14 protein-coding genes are annotated in these 24,033 nt (G+C 65.9%); 6 read left to right on the top strand and 8 right to left on the bottom strand.

From position 1 onward, the window contains the following. Positions 1–56 precede the first annotated feature (56 nt). The gene (locus tag ACIBI6_RS07410; RefSeq protein WP_364348024.1) at positions 57–947 is read right to left on the bottom strand and encodes an alpha/beta fold hydrolase; all 891 of its coding nucleotides are present in this window, start codon (positions 945–947) and stop codon (positions 57–59) included. Between the two features lie 123 nt (positions 948–1,070). On the opposite strand from ACIBI6_RS07410, the gene ACIBI6_RS07405 reads away from it, so the two are divergent. Beyond that, on the top strand, positions 1,071–1,460 hold the full coding sequence (locus ACIBI6_RS07405) for a VOC family protein (protein WP_396955554.1): 390 nt from the start codon (positions 1,071–1,073) through the stop codon (positions 1,458–1,460). A 266-nt stretch (positions 1,461–1,726) separates the two neighbouring features. On the opposite strand, the gene ACIBI6_RS07400 is transcribed toward ACIBI6_RS07405, so the two are convergent. Together ACIBI6_RS07400 and ACIBI6_RS07395 are read right to left on the bottom strand one after the other, a co-directional pair. Next, a complete protein-coding gene (locus ACIBI6_RS07400) occupies positions 1,727–2,305 on the bottom strand; it encodes an HdeD family acid-resistance protein (RefSeq protein WP_364348018.1) in 579 nt (192 codons plus the stop codon). A gap of 67 nt (positions 2,306–2,372) precedes the next feature. Continuing rightward, positions 2,373–2,783: a VOC family protein gene (locus tag ACIBI6_RS07395; protein ID WP_364348015.1), complete on the bottom strand. Its 411-nt coding sequence runs from the start codon at positions 2,781–2,783 to the stop codon at positions 2,373–2,375. Positions 2,784–2,983: 200 nt separating this feature from the next. Between ACIBI6_RS07395 and ACIBI6_RS07390 the strand changes: the two genes are divergently transcribed. Beyond that, positions 2,984–3,970, top strand: a complete 987-nt coding sequence (locus ACIBI6_RS07390) for a glycosyltransferase family 9 protein (protein ID WP_364348012.1) — start codon at positions 2,984–2,986, stop codon at positions 3,968–3,970. 7 nt (positions 3,971–3,977) lie between these two features. On the opposite strand, the gene ACIBI6_RS07385 is transcribed toward ACIBI6_RS07390, so the two are convergent. Then, a complete protein-coding gene (locus tag ACIBI6_RS07385; RefSeq protein ID WP_364348009.1) occupies positions 3,978–4,301 on the bottom strand; it encodes a metalloregulator ArsR/SmtB family transcription factor in 324 nt (107 codons plus the stop codon). 182 nt (positions 4,302–4,483) lie between these two features. Here ACIBI6_RS07385 and ACIBI6_RS07380 point away from each other — a divergent pair, with 182 nt between their 5' ends. From ACIBI6_RS07380 to ACIBI6_RS07370, 3 genes are all read left to right on the top strand, one after another. After that, positions 4,484–5,170 (top strand): M23 family metallopeptidase, encoded by a 687-nt coding sequence (locus ACIBI6_RS07380; protein WP_364348006.1) that lies wholly within the window; start codon positions 4,484–4,486, stop codon positions 5,168–5,170. 153 nt (positions 5,171–5,323) lie between these two features. Then, on the top strand, positions 5,324–6,397 hold the full coding sequence (locus ACIBI6_RS07375) for a hypothetical protein (RefSeq protein ID WP_364348003.1): 1,074 nt from the start codon (positions 5,324–5,326) through the stop codon (positions 6,395–6,397). A 12-nt stretch (positions 6,398–6,409) separates the two neighbouring features. Beyond that, entirely contained in the window at positions 6,410–6,952 is a 543-nt protein-coding gene (locus ACIBI6_RS07370; protein WP_364348000.1) for a YaeQ family protein, read from the top strand. A 10-nt stretch (positions 6,953–6,962) separates the two neighbouring features. On the opposite strand, the gene ACIBI6_RS07365 is transcribed toward ACIBI6_RS07370, so the two are convergent. Next, the gene (locus ACIBI6_RS07365) at positions 6,963–7,289 is read right to left on the bottom strand and encodes a hypothetical protein (protein ID WP_364347997.1); all 327 of its coding nucleotides are present in this window, start codon (positions 7,287–7,289) and stop codon (positions 6,963–6,965) included. 258 nt (positions 7,290–7,547) lie between these two features. On the opposite strand from ACIBI6_RS07365, the gene ACIBI6_RS07360 reads away from it, so the two are divergent. Further along, the gene (locus ACIBI6_RS07360; protein WP_040691372.1) at positions 7,548–7,883 is read left to right on the top strand and encodes an RNA polymerase-binding protein RbpA; all 336 of its coding nucleotides are present in this window, start codon (positions 7,548–7,550) and stop codon (positions 7,881–7,883) included. Positions 7,884–8,080: 197 nt separating this feature from the next. On the opposite strand, the gene ACIBI6_RS07355 is transcribed toward ACIBI6_RS07360, so the two are convergent. The 3 genes from ACIBI6_RS07355 to ACIBI6_RS07345 all read right to left on the bottom strand — a co-directional run bounded on the left by ACIBI6_RS07355 (position 8,081) and on the right by ACIBI6_RS07345 (position 23,897). Further along, positions 8,081–8,863: an ABC transporter permease gene (locus tag ACIBI6_RS07355; protein ID WP_364348451.1), complete on the bottom strand. Its 783-nt coding sequence runs from the start codon at positions 8,861–8,863 to the stop codon at positions 8,081–8,083. Positions 8,864–8,946: 83 nt separating this feature from the next. Further along, a complete protein-coding gene (locus ACIBI6_RS07350) occupies positions 8,947–9,933 on the bottom strand; it encodes an ATP-binding cassette domain-containing protein (protein ID WP_364347993.1) in 987 nt (328 codons plus the stop codon). Positions 9,934–10,247: 314 nt separating this feature from the next. Beyond that, positions 10,248–23,897, bottom strand: coding sequence for an amino acid adenylation domain-containing protein (locus ACIBI6_RS07345; RefSeq protein WP_396955553.1), 13,650 nt, complete (start codon positions 23,895–23,897; stop codon positions 10,248–10,250). Positions 23,898–24,033 lie beyond the last annotated feature (136 nt).

The raw sequence follows: 24,033 nt of genomic DNA, 5'->3' as shown, positions 1-24,033 counted from the left end.
GGAATAAGTATCGCTCCCAAGCAGGCCGAACCACTACCGGTGTTCACCTGAAGGCGTCATCCGTTCAACTCGGCAAGCAGAAAGTCGCGGGCGACGCTGGACGCGCGTTCGAACTGCTCCTCGTAGACGGCGAAGTGGGAACCTGGAATCAGCGCCAGATGTTTGGGTTCCAATGCCTCGGCGTAGCTCTGCAGCGCGATATCGCTCGGCGTCAGGGTGTCTTGATCGGCGATCACCATCAGCAGTGGCGTCGGAGAGACGCGCCGCAGGAAGGCTTCCGGGGCGTAAGACTGGAATTTGTCGACACTGGAGAGGGTGACCTCGTTGCGCCACGTGGGGATCTGCGGGCCGTTGGCCATCAACCAGTTGTAGACCTCGATACCGGGCATGGCGACCAGTTCGGTGGGATCATCGGAGGCCGCCTTGATCGTCTGATGTGGTTTGCCCGACGCGCGGGCTTGCCGGTCGGCGGCGATAGCCGCATGGACCGCAGGCAGCATGATGGACGGGACCAGACTGCGGAAGTTGGCCCAGCCGTTGGTGAGCGGCACCTGCGACACCACCGCGCGCACGCGTCGATCGGTCGCCGCGACGACCAAAACGTGGCCGCCCGCGAAACTGGTTCCCCAGATGCCGATGCGTTCCGGATCGATGCCCTCCAGGGTCTGCGCGAACGTGATCGCGTCGCGGTAGCCCTCGATCTGGGCGACGGGGTCGACCTCGTACCGCGGTTCACCATCGGAGGTCCCGAATCCAGGGTGGTCGTACACCAGACACGCCAGGCCGGCTTTGCTGAATACTTCGGCGAAAGGGGCAACCCATTCCTTGACGCCCGCGAAGCCGTGTGTCATCACCACCAACGGGACGGGGCCCGACGCCTCTTCCGGTCTGAACAGCCAGCCCCGCAATGTCACTGCGCCACTGGTGAATTCGATATCGACCCGCATTCGATGCCCTCCATTACTTCCGTCCTGTAACGAAGGTACGGCGTGAATGACGCCGTGTCGAAGGCCGTGCGAGCCAGCAGATCAAGCCCCATGCCGTGCGGCGGGCTGGTTACCATGACGAAGATGCTGAGCAACGCACACATCGAAGCCCGCGTACCCACCAAGGATCTGGCCCGAGCCCGCAGCTGGTACGCCGAGAAACTCGGCCTCGAACCCGTCGAGGAACGCGAGGGCGGCCTGCGCTACGAAGGTGCGTCGGGCGTCTTCTGCCTGTTCGCATCCGCCGGTGCGTCCGACGGCTCGTTCACCCAGATGGGTTTCTACGTTGATGACATCGAAGCAACCGTCGCGGGCCTGCGTGCCCGCGGCGTGGTGTTCGAAGAATACGACGGCACCGTGAACGGGATCATGGACATCGAGGGCAACTATCCGAGCAAGGGCCGAGCCGAGCGGGGCGCGTGGTTCCGCGACAGCGAAGGCAATTTGTTCGGCATCGGTCAGGTCATCCCTTAGCTGCGCACCATCCGCGATCGGTCGCGCGGTCGGGCCCGATCGGATCGATATTTGATATCGCCGCGCGACGCTAACACCGACTCGTACGGTCACGCCGCGGGGAGGGAAGCGACCCCAGATGATCGGGAGCGACACCCGCGTGGGCGTGGTTCCGGCCGGAGAAGCAGCTCACAGCGTGCGAGGTGAGCGCAGGCGAACATCAGTCCCCCAACGGAATACGCCTGCGGCCGCCGCGAAGAGAGCGACGGCCGCGGGAACTCGGAATCTCAGATCTGAGCGAGCTTCTTCGCATCCTTGCGGACACCGAACGAGGTGACGATCTCCATGATGCCCAGGATGATCAGCCACCACCCGGCGACCAATGCCAACGTCGCCACCGACGCGACCGGCCACACGATCAGCACCACACCGCCGATCGCGGTGATGATTCCGAAGAGACCCTCCCAGACCCGCCCCGGCAGCGCGGGCTCGGAGATCGCCGCCATCAGCAGCGCGACACCGCGGAAGAGCCAGCCGATTCCGATCCACAGGCCGAGTAAAAGAATTGATTCCAACTCGTCGCGGAAGCAGAACACACCGATGATGATCGACAGCACACCACTGATGAACGCGAGCACCCGGATTCCGGTGCTGGTGTGCGTACCGAATGCGGCCACCAACTGCAGGAAGCCACTCACCACCAGGTAGATGCCGAAGATGATGCCCGCGGCGACCAACGTCACACCGGGCCAGACCAGGATCATCACACCGAGGATCACCGACAGGATGCCGGTGACCAGAACCGTTTGCCACGCACTGCGCGCAAGCGACTGCAGAGGACCCTCTAGCACGCTGTTTGTCGTCATGACGTGATGTTAGGCCTTGCAGTATCAGTTTTCTGGAGATTTGCTAGAAGGACGGCCTGGGCAGCCGCTAGGCGGGTGCCGCGATATTGACCATCCACGCGATACCGAAGCGGTCCAGGCACATGCCGAATTCGTCGCCCCACATCTGTTTCTCCAACGGCACGGTCACCGTGCCGCCGGCGCACAGCTGGTCCCAGTAGCCGCGCAGCTCGTCGGCGTCGTCACCGCTGAGACTGATCGAAATGCTGCTTCCTGGTTTGTATTCCATACCGGGCGGGGTATCCGATGCCATCAGCGTGAATCCGCTCGGCGTTTCCAGCATGCCGTGCATGATCAGCTGCGCGCCGGGCGCGTCCTTATCCCCCATATCCCCGAAAGTCTGCATAGTCAGCGTGCCGTCGAACACATCGCGATAGAACTCCAACGCGGTGCGGGCCGAGTCGGAAAAACTGATGTACGGGTTGAGTCGGGAGGTCATAGGAACGCTCCTTGGTGGTAGTGGCCGCCATCGCCGAGGCTAGTCCTCTGACTCGGACAGTGGGCTCGATAACGGGGTACTCGCTCACGTTTATCGCCGAGGGGGCTCGGGTAGTCATCCCTAAGTGGCTCTCGTCGTGTGCACCCATGAGGTGAAGCGGGTGGGTCGGGTTCGCGATCTCGGGTGGCTAGGAGAAGAGGGTGGCGGTTGTTCTCGTGCTGCAGGCACGTGGCCTCGGTGATCTGCTCACCGCGGTTCCCGCGTTGCGCGCGCTGCGACGGGCGAAACCGCGCGATCAGATCGTCCTTGCCGCTCCGCATCGCCTGAAGCCCATCGTCGACCTCATCGCCTCCGTCGACTCCATGATGCCCACAGCCGATCTCGGCGACCTGCGCTGGGATGCCCCCCAACCCGCACTGGCGGTGAATCTGCACGGACCGAGCGCCGAGAGCATCGTCGCGCTCACCAAGACCGATCCCGGCCGCATCCTCTCCTACCGCAATCCGGCCTTTCCGGAGCTGGAGGGCCCGGAATGGCAGGCGGATATGCATCACGCCGAGCGCTGGTGTCATCTGCTCGAATCCGACGGCATCGTCGCCGATCGCCGCAATCTCGGGCTCGTCCCGCCGGTCGCGACCACCAGTCGTCGCGACTGCGTAGTGGTGCACGTGGGCGCGGGCGCACCGGCTCGTCGCTGGCCGCCGGACCGGTTCGCCGCGGTCGTGCGGCATCTGCTCGTGCTCGGTCGCGAAGTGGTGCTCACCGGTGACCCGTCCGAGCGCGATACCGCGCTGAATATCGCCGCTCGCGCGGGCCTACCCGTAGGCCGGGTGCTCGCGGGTGAGCAGAACCTCATCGAACTCGCCGCCACGGTCGCCGAGGCCGCGCTCGTCATCTGCGGTGATACCGGCGTCGCGCATCTGGCCACCGCCTTCGGAACCCGCACCGTCTTGCTGTTCGGTCCGACACCGCCACGCTGGGGTGGGCCGCCACCGCATCTCCTCGGCAGGCATGCGGTGCTGTGGGCCGGTCAACTCGGCGATCCGATGGCCGATACGCCCGACCCCGGATTGCTGCGGATCGGCGTCACCGAGGTGATCAGCGCGGTCGACAAGCAGCTCGCCAAGCGGGCGTGGCCGGGCAGTGGAAACAATCGCGGGCGTACAACCTATCGCCGCGTGGGTTGACCACCGTTCAGGCATTGCCCCCGGCGCGGGCGTCGCTCAAGGCTGCGGCGTAGGCCGCCAGCGCGCTGGGCCAGAACCGCTCCAGGTAGTCACGGGCGTCGCCCAGTCCGCGAGGGTCCAGGAAATACAGCCGCCGATTGCCGTCCGGGCGCATCATCACCAGTCGGGCCTCGCGCAGTACACGCAGATGCTGGGAGGCCGCCGAGCTGGTTACGCCGACGAGTTTCGCGAGATCGCCGACCGACATCGGCGCAGTCGGCAAAGCCTCGAAAATGGCCCGACGAGTCGGGTCGGCGAGCGCCTCGATGGCCAGAACTCCATTAGTCGCCACTGAAACAGTGTGAGCGACTGCCCGCTGGCTGGTCAATTCCCCGCATTACGCGATTTCGCCAGGTAGATAACGCAGACACGCCGTGTCGTTACCTGGTCGTTATCGCCAACAGGTCTTTTCTCGGCTTGTGGCGGTTGCCACAGGATTACGAAACCCAAATGGCAGTCCCGTACGTTCTTGCCATGCCCGTGACCGTACCGTTATCTTATCGTCTCGGCGCGACTCGTTCCCGCCGCAACCGCGCCGCAACCCGGGTAGTAGCCGCGGCCGCAGCCGTCAGCGCCTCGCTCGGCGTCTTGGCCGCCGTGGAGCCCGACGCACTGGCCGGAAAGACCGACCAGTCGACCGACCGGACCGGTGACACCGTCGCCTTCACCGCGTTCACCCCACGCGAGGCCCAGATGCCGCAGACCGTTCCCGAGGCCGTGAGCTGGGAGCACAACCGCATCGCCGCCGAGGCGGCCCGGCCGCGCACCGTTCGTCCCATCGAGGGCATGCTGACCTCCAACTTCGGCATGCGCTGGGGAGCGCTGCACGCGGGTCTCGATTTCTCCGACCCCATCGGGACCCCGATCGCCGCGGTCACCGACGGCACCGTCATCGAGGCAGGTCCGGCGTCCGGCTTCGGCATGTGGGTACGGGTGCGGCAGGATGACGGCACCATCGGCGTCTACGGCCATGTGAACGACATTCTCGCCACCGTCGGTCAGCAGGTGCGCGCCGGCGATGTCATCGCCACCGTCGGCAACCGCGGCTTCTCCACCGGCCCGCACCTGCACTACGAAGTCCACTCGGGCGACGGCGCTCCGATCGATCCGATGCCCTGGCTCGGCGCACGCGGTATCGCCGTCGGATTCGCCTCGGAGTAAGGGCTCCGTATCCGATTCGGCCACCGGCGCATTCGCGATTCGATGAGGGAATAGCGAATGCGACCGGTGGTCGATTTCTAGCACCCGGGTATTACCCGCATATGGCGCCGCAGCGGGACGTGATCGTGCGTCGTCGATTCCTACCGTCGGATCATGCCGACGACCGATAGTCTTTCCGCCCCTGGCGAGTCCGCGCGCCACCGTCGCCCCGCCGTCGTCCCGGACCTGCCGGGCGGCGGTCGCCTGCATCGCCCCCTGCTGTGGATGGTGGCCGCGATGGCTGCGCTGGTCCTGTTCTCGGCCGGTGGCATGGCATTCGACGACCGGATGCTGCTCGACGAATCCGTATGGCTCAAACCGTTCAAATTCGGGCTCGCGTTCGTGCTCTATGGCATCACCCTGGCATGGCTGCTGTCATTGCCGCACAGGGGAAGTCGGGTCACCTGGTGGATGGGGACGGTGTTCGCGATCACCGGATTCGTGGACGTCGGGTTCATCGTGGTGCAGGCCGCGCGCGGCACCTACAGCCATTTCAACAGCGAGACCGATGCGGTGAATTCGATCGGTCAGCTGGTGTTCGCCTCCGGCGTGCCCGGCTTGTTCTTCGCGAATCTCGTTATCGTGCTGATCCTTTCATGGCAGCAGCTGGTGGACCGGCCCACCGCGCGGGCCATTCACGCCGGACTCGGCCTTGCGGTCGTGGGAATGGCACTCGGGTATCTGATGGGGTTCACGGGAAAACAGTTGGTCCGCGACACCGACGGCAACGTGGTCGAGTTGGTGGCCGGACATACCGTGCTGGACAACCCGTCGCTGGACGCGCGTGACGGTGTCGCCGGCATGCCGATCACGCACTGGAGCACCATCGGCGGTGATCTGCGGATCCCGCATTTCCTCGGGCTGCACGCCATTCAAGTCTTGCTGCTCGCGGTTGTCGCGCTGACCTGGTTGGCGCCGCGCTACCAGTGGCTGCGGGCCGAACGCACGCGCGCCGCGTTGATCGGTGTATTCGCGTCGGGCTATGCCGGACTGCTCGCCATCGTGTTCTGGCAGGCGATGCGAGCCCAGTCGCTGGTGCATCCGGACGGGCGGACGCTGTTCGCCGTCGGTGTATTGATCTGGATGGTTGCGCTACTGACCCTCGCCGTCTACTGGCGGGCGCGCGCCCACGGCCACAATGCCCCGAGCGCCGTGCGACTGTTCGCCGCGGGCACGCGCGTTCACTAAGCTCCTGCTCCTATGGCCCTCAGCGCAACACTGCACAACTTCGCCGTCCACCTCGCCGATGTCGACCGTGGCGTCTATCAGGAGTTGGAGTTACGGGTCGCGCGCCACCCGTCCGAAACCGCCGAGTTCATGCTGACGCGACTGCTCGCCTACTGCCTCGAGTATGAGGAAGGCATCGCCTTCAGCGACGGCGGCGTTTCGTCCACCGATGAGCCCGCGGTGCTGGTGCGCGATCTCACCGGTCAGCTCACCGCCTGGATCGAGGTCGGCGCACCCGATGCCGATCGTGTACACCGCGGCAGCAAATCGGCAGAGCGCGTTGCCATCTACACCCATCGCGACCCGGCCAAGGTGCTCGCACAGCTCACCGGCAAGCGGATCCACCGCGCCGAAGCGATTCCGCTGTACAGCTTCGATCGCGACTTCATCGATTCCGCGGTAGCCGCCATCGAACGCCGCAATACGGTCACGCTTTCGGTTACCGAGCGACTGCTGTACTTGGATCTGAATGGCACTGGCCTGAGCACATCGGTCGAAGAGCGCAGAATCGGCTAGCGGTCGACGCTCACCGCAGACGTTCGGCCTCGCGGGTGAGGGTCAGCAGGGTGGCGCTCAAGGCCTTCAGCTCTTCGGTGTCGGCGCCCTCACCGATGGCCGTGGCCACGTCCTCGGCGGCGCAGCGGGCGGCGAACCAGCGGTCGGCCAGATCGGCCGCCTCCTGGGCGCTCAGTACCACCGAATCCGCCGGAATTCCGGTTCCCTTCAAGCTGCTGCGGTGTTCGTAGGCGCGTTGGCGACAGGACTGACGGCAGTACCGGCGACGGCGTCCGGCCTCCGATTCGACGATCTCCCGCCCACACCACAGGCAGCAGGACAGCAAGCGGCGCGACATGACGCAGAACCCTAATGGTTATGCCGACCGAATGGGACTCGCGACCCCGGTTCAATCGGCGCGGCGCGGGCGTGGCGGAGTGTGGCCGGGACACCGACTACAATGGAACGGTTCGCCAGAACGCCGATGGGGAACTATTGGCGCAGGCACGATCGTTACATCTAAGGTCCAGCGAGCGTCACGCGTTCATCCGGCAGTGACCGATGAAGGACGCGGTCGCAGCGCAACAAGACTCGAGCACACAGGGAGAGGCACACCATGGCAGATCGCGTACTCCGGGGCAGTCGGCTCGGAGCGGTGAGCTACGAAACCGATCGCGACCACGACCTGGCCCCGCGACGGATTGCTCGGTACCGGACCGATAACGGCGAGGAGTTCGACGTTCCCTTCGCCGACGACGCAGAGATCCCCCCGACCTGGCTTTGCCGCAACGGCCAGGAAGGCACCCTCATGGAGGGCACCACCCAGGAGACCAAGAAGGTCAAGCCGCCGCGCACGCACTGGGACATGCTGCTGGAACGTCGCAGCAAGGAAGAGCTGGAGGAGCTGCTGAAGGAGCGGCTGGATCTGCTGAAGACACGGCGTCGGGTCTAGGTTCCTCGCCCGGAGCCGGTGCAGACTGACAAAAGGCCGCTTGCATCAACCGGTGCAAGCGGCCTTTCTCGTGCCCGAGTCCAAGGCGTGCACTCCCTGTGGCAGCTGCACACCGGGGTATAGCGGGTGAGCAGCTGCTACAAGGGGGTGAGAACTTGCCCCGGGCGACCCGGTGCTGCCCGAGGATGAATCGCGGTCTACTTGCTGGCGACCTTGCGATAGCGCAGCAGAGCCAGCGGTACGACCACGATAAGAATGGCGAGGGAACACGCCACCGCGTATTCGATGCAGTGGTCGGCGGGCCAACCGGTTGGGGTGCCGAAGGTGGGGGGTGCACTGTTGTCGAAGAGCTTTCGTCCGGCGGCGGAAACCGCGGTAATGGGGTTCCATTCGGCAACGGTGCGCAACGGGCCCGGCAGCGATTCCGCGGAGATGAAGGCCGAGGAGATGAACGTCAGCGGGAACAGCCAGATCAGGCCCGCGCTCTGGGCGACTTCGACGGTGGGTGAGAACAGACCGGTGATAGCGCCGACCCATGACATGGCGAACGCGAACAGCAGAATTATCGCGAAAGCCAGTACGGCATCGGCGATCCCGCCGTTGATGCGCCAGCCGACGATATACCCGCAACCGACCATGACGGCCAGGCTCAGAATATTCACCACCAGATCCGAGAGTGTGCGGCCCATCAGCACCGCCAGCCGCGACATCGGCAGCGTGCGCATGCGGTCGATGATGCCCTTCTCCAGATCGCCCGCTAGGCCGACGGTGGTGAAGGCGGCGTTGAAAGCGACTGTCTGGGTGAAGATTCCGGCGAGCAGGAATTCGCGATATTGGCCGCCGCCGAGTGAGGCGCCGAAGATGTAGGCGAACAGGAAGACGAACATCAATGGCTGGATCGTCGCGGTCACCAACAGGGTCGGAACCCGCAGGATGGTCAGCAGATTCCGGTAGGCGACGATGGCGCTGTCCCGGATGATCCGGACGTGTGGCTGCCGAATCTCCTGCGGGGATTCGGTTTTCGCGGTCGGTTCCGCTTCGGCGCGCACGATTGCGGTGCTCATCAAGACAAGATCTCCTCTTGTACATCGTCGATTTCCGGCTCGAGTTCATGCGCGGCGGTGCCGGTGAGGGACAGGAATACGTCGTCGAGACTGGGCCGGTGCACGTCGGCGTCGACCACGCACACCCCGGCGTCGTCGAGCCTGCGCAGCGCTTCGACCATGGTGCGAGAGCCGTCGGCGACCACAATGGAAACTTCGTCCGCGTCCAAATCGTGAGTTGGCTCACCGATACCGACCTGCGCGAGGATCGTCAGCGCGGGCAGCACGTCCTGGCCCGCGGCCAACGTGATGGTGAGTCTGTCGCCGCCGATGGAGGTCTTCAGTTCATCGGCCGACCCCTTCGCGATGACCCGCCCGCGATCGATGACCGTGATGCGGTCGGCGAGTTGGTCGGCCTCTTCCAGATACTGGGTGGTGAGCAACACCGTGGTGCCGTCGACGACGAGATCGCCGATGACGCGCCACATATCGAGACGGCCACGCGGATCCAGCCCGGTGGTCGGCTCGTCCAGCACCACCACCGCGGGCCGCGCCACCAATGCCCCGGCGAGGTCGAGCCGCCGCGCCATACCGCCGGAATAGGTGCCCGCGCGACGGTGCGCCGCATGGTCCAGACCGAAGGCGCTCAGCAACTCCGCCGCGCGAGATGTGGCCTGCCGCTGCGACATTCCGTACAGCCGCGCCACCATGCGCAGATTCTCGTATCCAGTCAGATTGGCATCGACCGCCGCGTACTGACCGGACAGTCCGATGCGGCGACGTGCCGCCGCCGGATCGCGCAAGACGTCGATGCCCGCGACCCGCACCGCTCCGGCACACGGCCGCAGCAGGGTGGTCACGATGCGCACCGTCGTCGTTTTGCCCGCGCCGTTGGGTCCGAGCAGCGCCATTACCGTGCCGGCCGGAATCTGTAGGTCGACCTCGTCCAGCACCCGCACCCGGCCGTAAGTCTTGACCAGGCCGCGCACTTCTACCGCGAGACTCACGACACAACCTGCCGAGCCCTCGCCCCCGGGGCCCGCACTCTGGCCGCACCTGCTACGGCTTGCTCACGACCTATCGTTTCACGGCATTCGCTCACGACCGCACCTCGCTGACGCTGTTGCGTCGTGCGCGAAGGGGCACTGTGTCGATGGTTCACTCGCTGACGCTCGCTCACGATTCGCTCCTATTCCGGCCCTCGGCACCGACGTCCCGGTCCGCGCGGTCGTCTGCGCTGTATCGCGCGAATCCGCTTTGGTGACACCAGGCTTCGTCGATGCGTACGGGTGCTGTGTCGATGGATTGTCGAAACGCTCTCTCACGACCATGACTCCTGCCCCGGTCCGCCTTCCAGGTGTTCGTTGAGCACGGGACCGATGACGGCGAGTGATTCCGGTGTCGTCATGGCCGAGTGTTTGCAGGGCAGGTCGTGGTTGTGAATGGTGCCGGTGACGAAGGGGGCCCACGCCGCGGCGCAGCGGGTCGGGTCGGTGCGGTTGATCTCGTCATCGGCCGCGGTGAAGAAGAGCACGTCACCGTCGAAGGTCTTGGGGCGGAAGCTGTGGGCCAGGACAGTGCCACTGGTATAGCCCGCGTACAGGTGCTCCAGGTGTTCGACGGTCAGGGCGGCGAACGGCCCGGGACGCGAGCGCAGCAGTTCGGCGGCGTCGCGCAGGGTCATGCGCGGGTCGAGTTCGACGTCATCGGCGTCATTGCCGAATTCGCCGATGATCTCGGCCACCGCGGGGATCGCATGCTCGAGCCATTCATCGGTGAGCTGGTAGCTGTCCATCATCGACAGCAGCGCGACCTGCTCGCCCGCCTCCTGCAGTTGGACCGCCACCTCGTGCGCGATCAGGCCGCCCAGCGACCAGCCGAGCAGATGGTAGGGCCCTTCGGGCTGGATCGACTTGATATGTGCCACATAATTTTCCGCGGCCTCGCCGATGGAATCGAACCCGTCCTCGCCCGCGACATGCGGTGCCTGCAATCCGTACACCGGACGGTCCGCAGGCAGATGCGCGAGCAGGCCCGAGTAGCACCAGGACAGTCCGATCGCGGGATGGATGCAGAACAACGGGGCCCGGCTCGCAGCGGTGGTGCGGGCCCGGATCGGCAGTACCGGCTCCAGCATCGCGGCGATGGCGGCACCGGGGTGACCGGCTCCGTCCAGCCGGGCCGCGATGGCGGCCGGCGTGGATTCGCCGAACATCAGCTGCACCGGGATATCGATCCCGTTGGTGCGCAGCTCTGCCACGACCTTGGTGGCCAGCAGTGAGTTGCCGCCGAGTTCGAAGAATCCATCGTCGACACCCACTGTTTCGACACCTAGCACCGTCGCGAAGGCGGCGCACAGCTGCGCCTCGGTCAGGGTGGCGGGTGCCCGATAGCCTTCGCTCGCGCCGAAGACCGGTTCCGGCAACGCCTTTCGGTCGAGCTTGCCGACCGGGCTGAGCGGAACCTCGTCGATCAGCATGATCGATTGCGGCACCATGTAATTCGGCACCCGTTCGGCGAGATGTTCGGTGAGCTCGGCTGTGCTCGGCGTTGTTCCATCGCACGGCTTCACATACGACACCAATGCCGTCGCGCCGGCGTGGGTCCGATAGCCGATGGTCGTGGCGAACTCGACCGCGTCGTGGCGGGCGAGCGCAGCGTCGATCTCGCCGAGCTCGATGCGGAAGCCGCGGATCTTCACCTGATGGTCGGTGCGGCCGAGATATTCGATTTCCCGGGCCGAGTCGGAGCTGTGCCCGAACCAGCGAACGAGATCGCCGGTGCGATACATCCTTTCACCCGGCTTGCCGTAGGGATTCGCGATGAACCGCTGCGCGGTCAGCCCCGGACGGTTCAGATAGCCCCGTGCCAGCGCACTACCTGCCAAATGCAGTTCACCGGTCACCCCGACCGGAGCGGGGCGCAGCCGCCCATCGAGGATGGTCGCGTTGACGCCGCGGATCGGCCCGCCGATCGTGATCGGCTCACCCGGGGTCATGGGCTGGGAAATCACCGTGACAATGGTGGTCTCGGTCGGCCCGTACACGTTGTAGAGATTGCGTCCGGGCGCCCAGCGTGTGACCAGCTCCGGCGGCAGCGCCTCGCCGCCCACCAGCACATGCGCCAGTTCGGTGACGCCGGTCGGATCGACCGTGCCCAGTGCCGACGTGGTGATGAACGCGTGCGTGATCCCCTCGTCGACAAACACCCTGCCCAGTTCGGCACCGCCGACCACACCCGGCGGCGTAATCACCAGCGTCGCCGCACCACCCAGCGCGAGCAGCAGGTCGAGCATGGCGGCATCGAAGCTCGGCGTCGCGAAATGCAGGACTCGGCAACCGGGGTGCACCTCGAAGCGCTCCGCGGTCTCCGCGGCGAAGTTCGACAAGCCGCCATGGGTAACCACCACACCCTTGGGTGTACCGGTCGAGCCGGAGGTGTAGATGACGTAGGCCGGATTGTCCACCCGCAGCACGCTGGTCCGCTCTCCCGTCCTGATCGACGCATCGGAGGTATCCAGCACGCGCCGACGGAATTCGGCATCGTCGAGCACGATCCACTCGGCATCGCCGGGCATCTGATCGCGGTGCGCGGCGAGCGTGATCCCCAGTGCTGCATCGGAATCAGTGAGCATGTGGGAGATTCGCTGCGCCGGATACATCGGATCGACCGGCACGAATGCCGCCCCCGCCTTGGCCACCGCGAGCATTGTCGCCACCGATTCGACCGAACGCGGAATCCCCAGCGCCACCAGCGTTTCCGGCCCGACCCCGCGCTCGATGAGCACCCGCGCCAGCCGGTTGGTCCACCGATCGAGCGCGTCGTAGCTCACCTGGGTGTCACCCGAACGCAGCGCGACGGCCTGGCGATCGATATTCGCCGCGGTCTCGAACACCTCTGGGAAGGTGACCGGCCGGTCCGCCTCCGCCCCGCGCACCGGGGCCAGCCCGGACCATTCGGCGGGATCGAGCAGTTCCAGGTCGCCCACGGCGGTGGTCGGATTCGCGGCGACGCCGGCGAGCAGCCGGACCAGTCGCTTACCGAGCCGCTGCGCGGTCTCCTCGTCGAACAGATCGCTCGCGTAGTTGACCGACAGCATGATGCCGGCGGCTTCCCTTGTGCCGGTTTCGGATTCGGTCAGCGTGAACTGCAGATCGAACTTCGCGATACCGGTGTCGACATCCTCGGACTCGATGCGCAGCCCGGGCAGTTCGAGCACCCGCACCGGGTGGTTCTGCACCGAGAGCATCACCTGGAACAACGGATGATGGGCCTGCGAACGGGCCGGATTCAGCACCTCGACGAGCCGCTCGAAGGGCAGGCCCGCATGTGCGAACGCGTCAAGATCGGTATCGCGCACGGCGTGCAGTAGGTCGGTGAACCTGGCGTCCGGATCGATCCGGGTGCGCAGCACCAACGTGTTGACGAACATGCCGACCATCCGATCCAGCTCGGGGTGGCCACCGCGACCGGCGATCGGCGTGCCGACGGTAATGTCTTCGGTCGCGGTCATCCGGTGCAGCAGTACCGCGAGCGCGGCGTGCAGCAGCATGAACATGCTGACGTTATTGCTGGTGGCAATCGTGCGCAGTTCCCGATGGGTCAACGCGTCGATCGGGCACTCGACGATGCCGCCGCGATAGCTCGGCGCGGGCGGGCGCGGCCGGTCCGCGGGCAGGCTCAGCAGCTCCGGAATTCCGTCCAGGGTCTTGCGCCAGTAATCGAGCTGGCGATGGACCACCGAGTCGGGATCGTCCTCGGTGCCGAGCGTGTCCTGCTGCCAGAGCGCGTAATCCGCGTACTGGATCTCCGATTCCGGCCAGTCCGGCGTCTTCCCCGCGGATGCGGCCGCATAGGCAGCGGCAACATCGGCGGCCAGGGGCGCCAGCGACCAGCCGTCCATCGCGATGTGGTGGACGACGAGCGCGAGTACGTGCTCGGTCGGTGCCCCGGATTTCGGGTCGGTGGATCCGTCCTGGTCGACCGTGATCAGCTCGGCCCGCAGCGGCACAGTCGAGGCGAGATCGAATCCTCGAGTCGCGAAACTCTGTACCGCGCCGGGTATTTCGGACAGTGGCATGGTCGCGACGAACAGCGTGACGGCCGCATCGGCCGGATCGAGAATCTGCTGCGTGGGAACCCCGTCGACCTCCGGGAACACCGTCCGCAGCGTCTCGTGCCGCTGCTGCACGGCGTGCAGTGCCCGCGTCAGCGCATCGACATCCAGCTCGCCGCGCAAGCGCAGCACCACCGGGATGTTGTAGGCCCCGCCGACATGACCCGCGCCGTCCCCGACCTGATTGAACCGGTTCAGGAACCACAATCGAGACTGCGCCGCCGACAACGGAATCCGAGCCGGCCGATCGCGGCGCACCAACTCCGGCCGGGCGTCCGCACCGGAGCCGGAATCGAGCAGGCTCGCGAGTTCGGCGACCGTCGGCTTGGTGAAGACGGTGCGCACCTCGAGCCGGATATTGGTCGCCGCGGCCAGCCGTGCCACGAGTTGGGTTGCCACCAGCGAATTTCCGCCGATATCGAAGAAGCTGTCCTCGGCGCTCACGCTCTCGACACCGACCAACTCGCCCATCACCTCGGCGACCAGCCGCTCGGCGTCGGTCGCGGGTGCCCGCTGGGCAGTGCGCACCGTCAGCTGCGGTTCGGGCAGTGCGGCAACATCCAACTTGCCGGTCGGGGTCAGCGGAATCCCGTCCAGCACCGTGATACTCGCCGGAACCATGTGTGCGGGAAGATGTTCGGCGACATGGGCGCGTACCGCGTCGATATTCGGTGTGGTGTCGTCGGCGGGCTGGATGAACGAGACGATCCGATCCGATCCCGCGATATGGCGCACCTCGGTGTGCGCGAACCGCACGTGCTCATGTGCGGCGAGCGCATTGGTGATCTCGCCGAGTTCGATGCGGAAGCCGCGCACCTTGACCTGATGGTCACTGCGTCCGAGGTAGACGATCTCGCCTGCGGCATTCCAGCGCACCACATCACCACTGCGATACATCCGCGACCCCGGCGGTCCGAAGGGGTCGGCGACGAATCGCGTCGCGGTGAGTTCGAACCGGTCGAGATACCCACGTGTGACACCGAATCCGCCCAGGTACAAATCGCCGGGCACACCGACGGGGACCGGACGCAGCCGCTCGTCGAGCACCAGCGCCCGCGCACCACGCACCGGCGTGCCGATGGTGATCGGTTCACCGATCGCCATCGGACTGGAGATCGTGACGACGATGGTGGTTTCGGTCGGCCCGTATACGTTGTGCATCTGACGTCCCGGCGCCCACCGGGCCACCAACTCGGGGCCGAAGGCCTCGCCACCCACCATCAGCCCACGCAGGTCCGACAATGACCACCGTTCCCGATCAATGGTGGCAAGCGCGGCCGGGGTGATGAACGTGTGGGTGACCCGTTCGCGCTCCATCAGCGCGGCCAGTTCATCACCCCCGTAGACATCCGTGGGGACGATCACCATCGTCGCACCGGACCCGATGGCGAGTAGCAGCTCGAGAAGGGCCGCGTCGAAGCTCGGTGAGGAGAAGTGCAGCGTGCGCGAATCCTTGTCGATCCGAATACGCTCGCGGACCTCGTCGCCGAGGTTCGACAGGCCGTTGTGCGCGACACCCACACCCTTGGGTTTGCCGGTCGAGCCCGAGGTGTAGATCACATATGCCAGGTCGTCGATCTCGACGGGACGATGGCGTTCGTAGTCGTCGACCAGGCAGTCGTCGAATTCGTCGAGTTCCTCGACGAATTCGGGAGCATCCAGCAGCAGCCAGTCGGTGCCCGCGGTCGCGGGAAGCCGATCTGCGTGCTCGGTCAGCGTGACTCCCACTTCGCACCCGGAGTCGACCAGCATGTGCCGCATGCGGTCGGCCGGATAGTTCGGATCCACTGGCACGAATGCGGCGCCGGACTTGGCGACCGCGAGCATCGTGATGACCGAGTCGATCGAGCGCGTCAGGCCGAGTGCCACCCGGTCACCCGGACCGAGCCCGCGCTCGATCAGCGCCCGCGCCAACCGATTCGAGCGCGCGTCGACCTCGGTGTACGTCAGCGAGGTGCCGCCCGCGCGGATCGCCATGCGCTGCGGATACATATGCGCGGTGGCGGTGAAGTAAGCGGCCAGCGTGCACTGCGGCGTGGTCGCGCCGCCGGTGGCCGGAGTGAGCTGTCGTCGCTCGAATTCGGTGCGCACGTCGATATCGCGGACCAGCACCTGCGGCACGGCGGTAATGGCCGCCAAAACCCCCAGAAACCGATCAGCCAATGTTTTGACCGTTGCCGCATCGAAAAGCTCTGCGGCATAAACAAATTCGAAGGCACGCAGCGACGCGTTCGGTCCGGTGTCGCGGGCACCGGTACCGACCCGCAGCTCCAGATCGAATTTGGCCAGCGCAATATCCAATTCATCGGCATGCAAGGCGAGGTCGGGCAGTTCGAGCGACGGAACCGGACCGTCCTGCACCGTCAGCGCCACTTGGAACAGCGGCTGGCGACTGCTGCCGCGCGCATCGCGCCCCAACTCCTTGACGATGCGCTCGAAGGGGATATCCGCATGCGCCATGGCGGCCAGCTCATTATCCCGATCCGCGCGCAGCAGCGTCGCGAACGGAATATCCGGATCGACGTCCGAGCGCAGCACCAGCGTATTGACGAACATGCCGACCAGCTCGTCGAGCTTTGTATCGGTGCGACCCGCGACCGGCGTGCCGATCACGATATCCCGGCCGCCGGTAATGAACCGCAGCGTGACCGCGAGAGCCGGGCGCAGCACCATGAACATGCTGACGCCTTGTTCGCGGGCGAGTTCGGCGAGCGCCTGCCGCGTCGGCTCGGGCACGGTGAAGCGCACCGAACCCGCCTGCTGCGTCGGCTCGGCCGGCCGCAGGCGATCGTAGGGCAGCGGCAGTTCGTCGGGCAGATCCGCCAGTGCGGTACGCCAGTACGCGAGTTGCTCGCCCGCGAGGCTTTCCGGATCGGCCTCGTCACCGAGGTAGGCGCGCTGCCACAGCCCGAAATCGGCGTACTGCACCGGAAGTGGCGTCCAACCGGGTGCGACACCCTCCCGCCTTGCCATATAGGCAGCGGCGAGATCCCGGGTCAGCGGGCCGAGCGACCAGCCGTCGGCGGCGATGTGATGTACTACGATGCCGAGCAGATGCCGCCGAGACTCGGTGCGCAGCAGGGTGATCCGCAGCGGGATGTCCTTGGTGAGATCGAATCCGGTACGGGCCATGGCCCGCAGTGCCTGCTCGGCGGCGCTCTCGTCGGTCGCCACCGGTTCGACCACCGGCATGGCCTTGCCCGTCGGCAGCACCGACTGCTGGGCGCCGAGATTGTCCTCCGGGAAGACGGTGCGCAGTACCTCGTGCCGCTCGACCAGATCGGTCAGCGCCGCGCGCAGTGCATCCACATCCAGATCGCCGTCGATCCGAATGACGAATGCGATGTTGTAAGCACTCGATTCGGGTGAAAATCGATTGAGGAACCACAGTCGCTGCTGGGGCAGCGACAATGGAATGCGTCCCGGACGCGGGGTATGCACAGCCAGCGCCACCCGTTGCGTCCGGGGCGCTTCCGCTATCAGTTCCGCGATGCCCGCGACCGTCGGCGCCTCGAAGATCAGCCGCACCGGCAGGTCGACGCCGAAGTCCGCGTACAGTGCGGAGGCGAGGCGGGTGGCCAGCAACGAGGTGCCGCCGACGTCGAAGAAGCTGTCCTCCGCGCCCGTTATCGGACGGCCGAGGACTTCACCGAACGCGGCGGCGACGCGCTGCTCGATCAGCGTACTCGGCGCACGCGAGGAGCCCACGGTCGCGAAAACCGGTGCGGGCAGGGCCTTTCGATCCAGCTTCCCGGCCTGGGTGACGGGCATCTCGTCGAGTACCGCAATCGAGGCGGGAACCATATAACCGGGCAGCCGCTGACGTGCGGTCTCGGTGATATCGGCGGCATTGATCGGTTCGTCCGCGGTTATATAGGAGACCAGGCGGGGCTGGCCGTGTTCGTCGGTGTGCACGACGGTGAGCGCGGCGTTCACAGCCGGATGGGCGCGCAGCACATGGTCGATTTCGCGCAGTTCGATACGGAAGCCGCGGATCTTGATCTGGTCGTCGGCGCGTCCGAGGAAGCGCAGCTGTCCGGTCGGATCAGAAACCACGAGATCGCCGGTGCGGTACATCCTTTCACCGCGCCTGCCGTGCGGGTTGGCCGGGAAGCGCTGTGCGGTAAGGCCGTATCGCCCCAGATAGCCGCGGGCCAACCCCGGGCCGGACAGGTAGAGCTCGCCCGGGGTGCCCGGTGGCACCGGATGCAGTCGAGCATCCAGCACGAAAAGCCGCATACCGCGCACCGGCATGCCGAGCGGCACCGGGCGTCCCGCCTGCATCGGAGCGCTGGCGGTGGCGGCGACGGTCGCCTCGGAAGGTCCGTACATATTGTGGATGCGGTGCTCGGCCGACCACCGTTCGACCAGGTCCTCGGAGCACGCCTCACCACCGACGATGACGGCCTCGAGCTCGTCGAGCCCCTCCTCCGGCACGGTGGCCAACGCGGCCGGCGTGATGAAGGCATGGGTGACCCGCTCGGTGCGCAGCAGATCGGCGAGTTCGGTACCGCCGTACACGCCCGCGGGTGCGACGACAATGGTGGCGCCGGCCGCGAACCCGAGCAGAATCTCCAGCACCGACGCGTCGAAGCTGGGCGAGGAGAAGTGCAGCGTGCGTGCCGAATCCGTAACACCGAACAGATACATCTGCTCCTGTGCCAGCGATGCGATACCGCCGTGGGTGACGATCACGGCCTTGGGCTTTCCGGTGGAACCCGAGGTGTAGATCAGGTAGGCCGGATGGCCGGTGCGCAGCGGATAGTGGCGGTCGGCATCGGTGACGGGATCGGTTGAGTGGCGGGCGGATTCGGTTGCCAGCTCGTCGGAGCCGAGCACCAGCCAGTCGACATCGTGCTTGCGATGCTTACTGCGGGCGGCGGGCCAGGCGGGCATGGTGGCCAGGGATGCCGGAACGGTCAGCCCGAGCATGGCACCGGAATCGGCGATCATATGCCCGATCCGCTCGGCCGGGTAGCTCGGATCGATCGGCACATATGCCGCACCGGTTTTCGCAACCGCCCAGATGGCCGCGATGGAATCGAGGCTGCGCGGCAAGGCGATCGCCACCACGACCTCGGGGCCGGCACCATGTTCGATCAGGGTGCGCGCCAGCCGGTTCGACATCTCGTCGAGTTCGCGATAGCTGGTGTCGACGCCCCCATATCGCACCGCGGTCGCATCCGGCAGCCGCTCGGCGATGTCGGTGAACAGCTGTGCCAGGGTTATCGGGGGCTCGCCGGGGGCACCGGCAATCGGTACCAGCTTCGCGTTCTCCCGCAGGTCCAGAATCTCCAGATCACCAACCGGGCAATTGGGCTCGACGACGACGGCACTGAGCACGGCGATGAAGCGCCGGGCGAACGATTCGACCGTACGCTTGTCGAAAACATCTGTGGCATAGCCGAATTCGGCGTGCAGCGGACCGTCGGCGAGGCTGTCGTGCAGTTCCAGCTGCAGATCGAATTTGGCGATATCGGCCGCGATCGGCAGCACCTGCGCCTGCACACCGGGCAGCTCGATGCTCAGATCCGGCGCACGGTCATAGGACAGCATCACCTGGAACAGCGGATGCCTGGCGGCGGAGCGCTCCGGGTTGACGAGTTCGACCAGCCGCTCGAACGGCACATCCGCATTGGCGAAGGCATTGAGATCGGTTTCGCGGACCACATCGAGCATCTGGTCGAATCCAGTGGCCGGATCGACCTCGGTGCGCAACACGAGTGTGTTGACGAACATGCCGACGAGATCGTCGAGCGCCGGATCCGAGCGGCCCGCGATCGGGGTGCCGATGGCGATATCGGTGCTCGCGCAGAGCCGCGCGAGCAGGGTGGCCAATGCGGCATGCAGCACCATGAACATGCTGACGCCCCGGCTGGCCGCGAGTTCGGCTGCGGCGCGTCGGATCTCGGGCGGGATGGTGAACTCGACCCGGCCGCCATCGGTCGAGCGACGCAGCGGGCGCGGACGGTCCAGCGGCAGGTCGAGCTGGTCCGGCAGACTGGTGAGGGCCGAGCGCCAGTAGGCGAGCTGGCGGCTGAGCGCACTCGCCGGATCGGTTTCGTCGCCGAGCAGTTCACGCTGCCACAGGGCGAAATCGGCGTACTGCACCGGCAACGGGTTCCACTGTGGCGCTATGCCCTTCGCACGCATGGCCACCGCGGACATAAGATCCCGGGCCAGTGGTGCGATCGACCAACCGTCACCGCAGATGTGGTGCAGCACGATGAGGAATACGTGCCGATCGGGTCCGGTGGTCCACAGAGCCACCCGGATCGGGGCCTGGCTACGCAGATCGAAGCCGTAGCCGGCGAACTCCTCGGCGAGTACGCGTACATCGGCGCCGGTCGCGTCGATCGGATCCAGGGTGAGCGGGATGTCGCAGGCCCGATGCACGAGCTGATACGGACCCTCGGGCGCATCCGGGAATGTGGTGCGCAGGGATTCGTGCCGTTCGATCACATCGATGAGGCCGGCACGCAGTGCCACGATATCGATGGGTCCGTCGATTTCGACGGCCAGCGGCATGTTGTAGACAGCGGCATGTTCGGCGAAGCGGTTGAGAATCCACAGGCGCTGCTGTGCCAGCGACACCGGAATCCGCTGCGGCCGTTCGACCGGTACCAGCTTCGGGGAGGACGCATCCGGGTTGTGCGTGGCGAAGCGCTCGATCAACGCGGCGATGGTCGAGGCCTCGAACAGGTCGCGGATGGTCAGTCCGGTGCCGAGGGCGGCATTGATCCGTGCGACCGCGCGGGCGGCGATCAGCGAATTGCCGCCTAGATCGAAAAAACCGTCCTCGACACCGATTCCGTCGATGCCGAGTACTTCGGCGAAGATTCCGGCGAGCACCCGCTCCACCTCGGTGCGTGGTTCGGCGGTGAGGTGGCCGGACGGGCGGGCGGCAATCGGTTCGGGCAGCGCCTTGCGGTCGATCTTCCCATTCGCGCTCAACGGTAGTTCGTCGAGCAACATCAGCACCGAGGGCACCATGTAGCCGGGCAGCGTGCGACGCAATGCGTTCAGCAGTGCGGCGCTGTCCAAGGCGTCCGAAAAGGCCGGTACGGCGACGACATAGGCGACGAGTTCATCGCCGGTGCGGCCGCGATGGGCGACGCAGACCGCACGGGCGACCCGTTCGTCGGCCAGCAGTGCCGCCTCGATTTCGCCGAGTTCGATGCGCAGACCGCGGATCTTGACCTGGAAGTCACTGCGGCCCAGGTATTCGAGGAAGCCCCGACTCGAATCCCCCTGGTGGTCACCGAGATTCGGATCGAGCCGCCAGCGCGCCAGATCGCCGGTGCGGTACATCCGGGCGCCCGGGGTGAACGGATTGGCCACGAAACGATCAGCGGTCAAACGGGATTGGCCGAGGTAACCGCGCGCCAGTTGGACTCCCGCGAGATACAGCTCGCCGACGACCCCCGGCGGCACCGGCCGCAAGTGGGCGTCCAGGACGTAGGTCTGGGTGTTCCACACCGGCGAGCCGATTGGCACGGTGTCCGGATCGGCAGGGCACGGCCAGTAGGTGACATCGACGGCGGCCTCGGTCGGCCCGTACAGATTGTGTAGTTCGGGTCCCTGCAGGGCGGCGTGGAAATCACGAACGGTGGCCGCCGGCAACGCTTCACCGCTGCAGAACACCCGGCGCAGCGTGGTGCAGCCGCGCACGTCGGTATCGGTGACGAACACCGAAAGCATCGACGGCACGAAATGTGCAACGGTAATTGACTTTTCGGCGATTGTCCGGGCCAGGTAGCCCGGATCGCGATGGCCATCGGGCGTCGCGACGACCAGTCGCGCGCCGATCTGCAAGGGCCAGAAGAACTCCCAGACCGAAACGTCGAAGGTGGCCGGGGTCTTCTGCAGCACCGCGTCAGTGGTATCGAGTGGATATTCGTGCTGCATCCAGCGCAGCCGGTTGACGATCGCGGCGTGGGTCACGCCGACGCCTTTGGGTTTTCCGGTCGAGCCGGAGGTGAAGATCACGTACGCGAGATGATCGGCGCGCAGCGGGGTGAGACGGTCGGTGTCGGTGATCGGGCGGGCGTCGAAATCCGCGAGGTGGACGGTATCGATCGCCACGGCGTCCGCGCCGTCCGGCAGCGCGAGCTCGTCTCGGGTCGCGGTCAATACGCAGACCGGATCGGCCTGTTCGAGGATCTGTTCGATCCGATCCACGGGGTGATCCGAATCCAGCGGCAGGTACGCCGCGCCCGCCTTGATGATCGCGTACATGCCGACGACCAGCTCGATGCTGCGCCGCAAGTACAGTCCGACCACCTTTTCCGGGCCCGCGCCGCGCGTGATGAGCAGTCGGGCCAACCGGTTGGCACGCTCGTCCAGTTCACGGTAAGTCAGTGTCTCGTTACCGAATTCGAGCGCGACCGCATCCGGGCAGATCATCGCGCGATCAGTGAACAGGCCTGACAGGGTTCCCTGCTGCGGCGCGGTCTCGGTGGCGTTCCAGGTGTGCACGACGCGCTCGTGCTCGTCATCGGTGATGGCGACGAGACTCTCGGCGCGTGTATCGGGTTCGGCGGCAAGGAAACGGGTCAGGAAGTCCAGGAACCGGGTGTGGTGCGCGGCGACCTCGGACTCCGCGTAGAGCCGCGGATTGGCCTCGAAGTCGATATGGATGCGACCGCCCTCGCCGTTGTACAGATTGATGGACAGGTCCTCGACCGGGCCGGTGGCCAGCACATGCAGCGAGCCGAGCAGACTGCCGAACTTCAGCTCGTCGTGGAACAGCATGATGTTGACCATCGGGCCGAAGAATCCGCGTGCATCGCGGGAGTAGCCGCAGTCGCGGCGGATGTCGTCATGCCGGTAGCGCTGGTGCCGCAGCGCGCCGGTGATCTGCAATTCGGCGGCACGCACCACATCGCGCACGCTGGGATCGGCATCGAAGCGCACCCGGATCGGCACCACATTCGAGACCACGCCGGCGGAGCGGCGCAGCGCGACCGTGGTCCGCGCCGAGACCGGCAGGCTCAGCACCACGTCGGGATTGCCGGTCACCGACCGCACATAGGCGGCCAGTGCGGCGACGAACATGGTCGAGCTGTGGGTCTCGAGTTCGGCGGTGGCCGCGGTCATCGCGGCTTCGGCGCGCGCGTCGAGGACCGCGCAAGCACGCCGCCGCCCCGCGTCGGGGGCGGCGGTGAGGCCGTTCACGCTGGACAGAGTCATCGGTCCACCAGCGCCCGCTAATTGTTCGAGCCAATAGTCACGGTCGTTGCGGAACCGGCTGGAGTCGCGGTATGTGGATTCGTCCGCATAGATTTTGGCCAGCGGTGTGGCCCGGGATGCCTCGGGTTCGGTGCGGTTCTCCACCGCCGTATAGATCTCCGCGGTACGGGTGAGCGCGTTCATCGCGCCATAGCCGTCGATCACGATGTGATGGCCGCGTGCATACCAGATGTAGTCGGATTCACCGGTCCGCAGCACTATGTTCGTGGTCAGTGGATCGCGCTCGAAATCGATCGGCGAGCTGGCGTGCTCGTTCATCCAGCGCAGCGCGGCAGCGTGCGAATCGGGCTCGTCGCGCAGATCGATCCGGCCCCAGCCCGGGCGACGGTTGTGGTCGATCACCTGATGTGGAACACCATCGATCTCGATCAGCCGCACATGCCCGACCTGCGTTTCGACACCGAACCGTTCGATCGAGTACAGCAAGCGTCCGACGTCCAGGTCTCCGTGGATCTCGACATACTGCGCAATGGTCAGCGGGACATCCGGGCGGATACGTTGGGCGTACCAGAGGGCTGTTTGCGCTGGCGACAGTGCGAATGGTTGTGCCGAGAATTCACCGGAAGAGCATTGGTCGACGCGATCCGTGGCCAATGACTTCATCAATCACTCCTTCTGCCGCTGTTGATGCACAACTCCACGAGCACCGCCACCGCAGGCGCGCACGCGCCAGCCGTAGGACGTGATCCACGCCCATAGATTCGGAGCATCGAATGCAGCGGATGGCCAGCGTTGCGGA

The organism is Nocardia sp. NPDC050412 (assembly GCF_044458825.1).
Classification (GTDB): Bacteria; Actinomycetota; Actinomycetes; order Mycobacteriales; family Mycobacteriaceae; genus Nocardia.
This window is presented reverse-complemented; position numbering and strand designations above follow the sequence as displayed.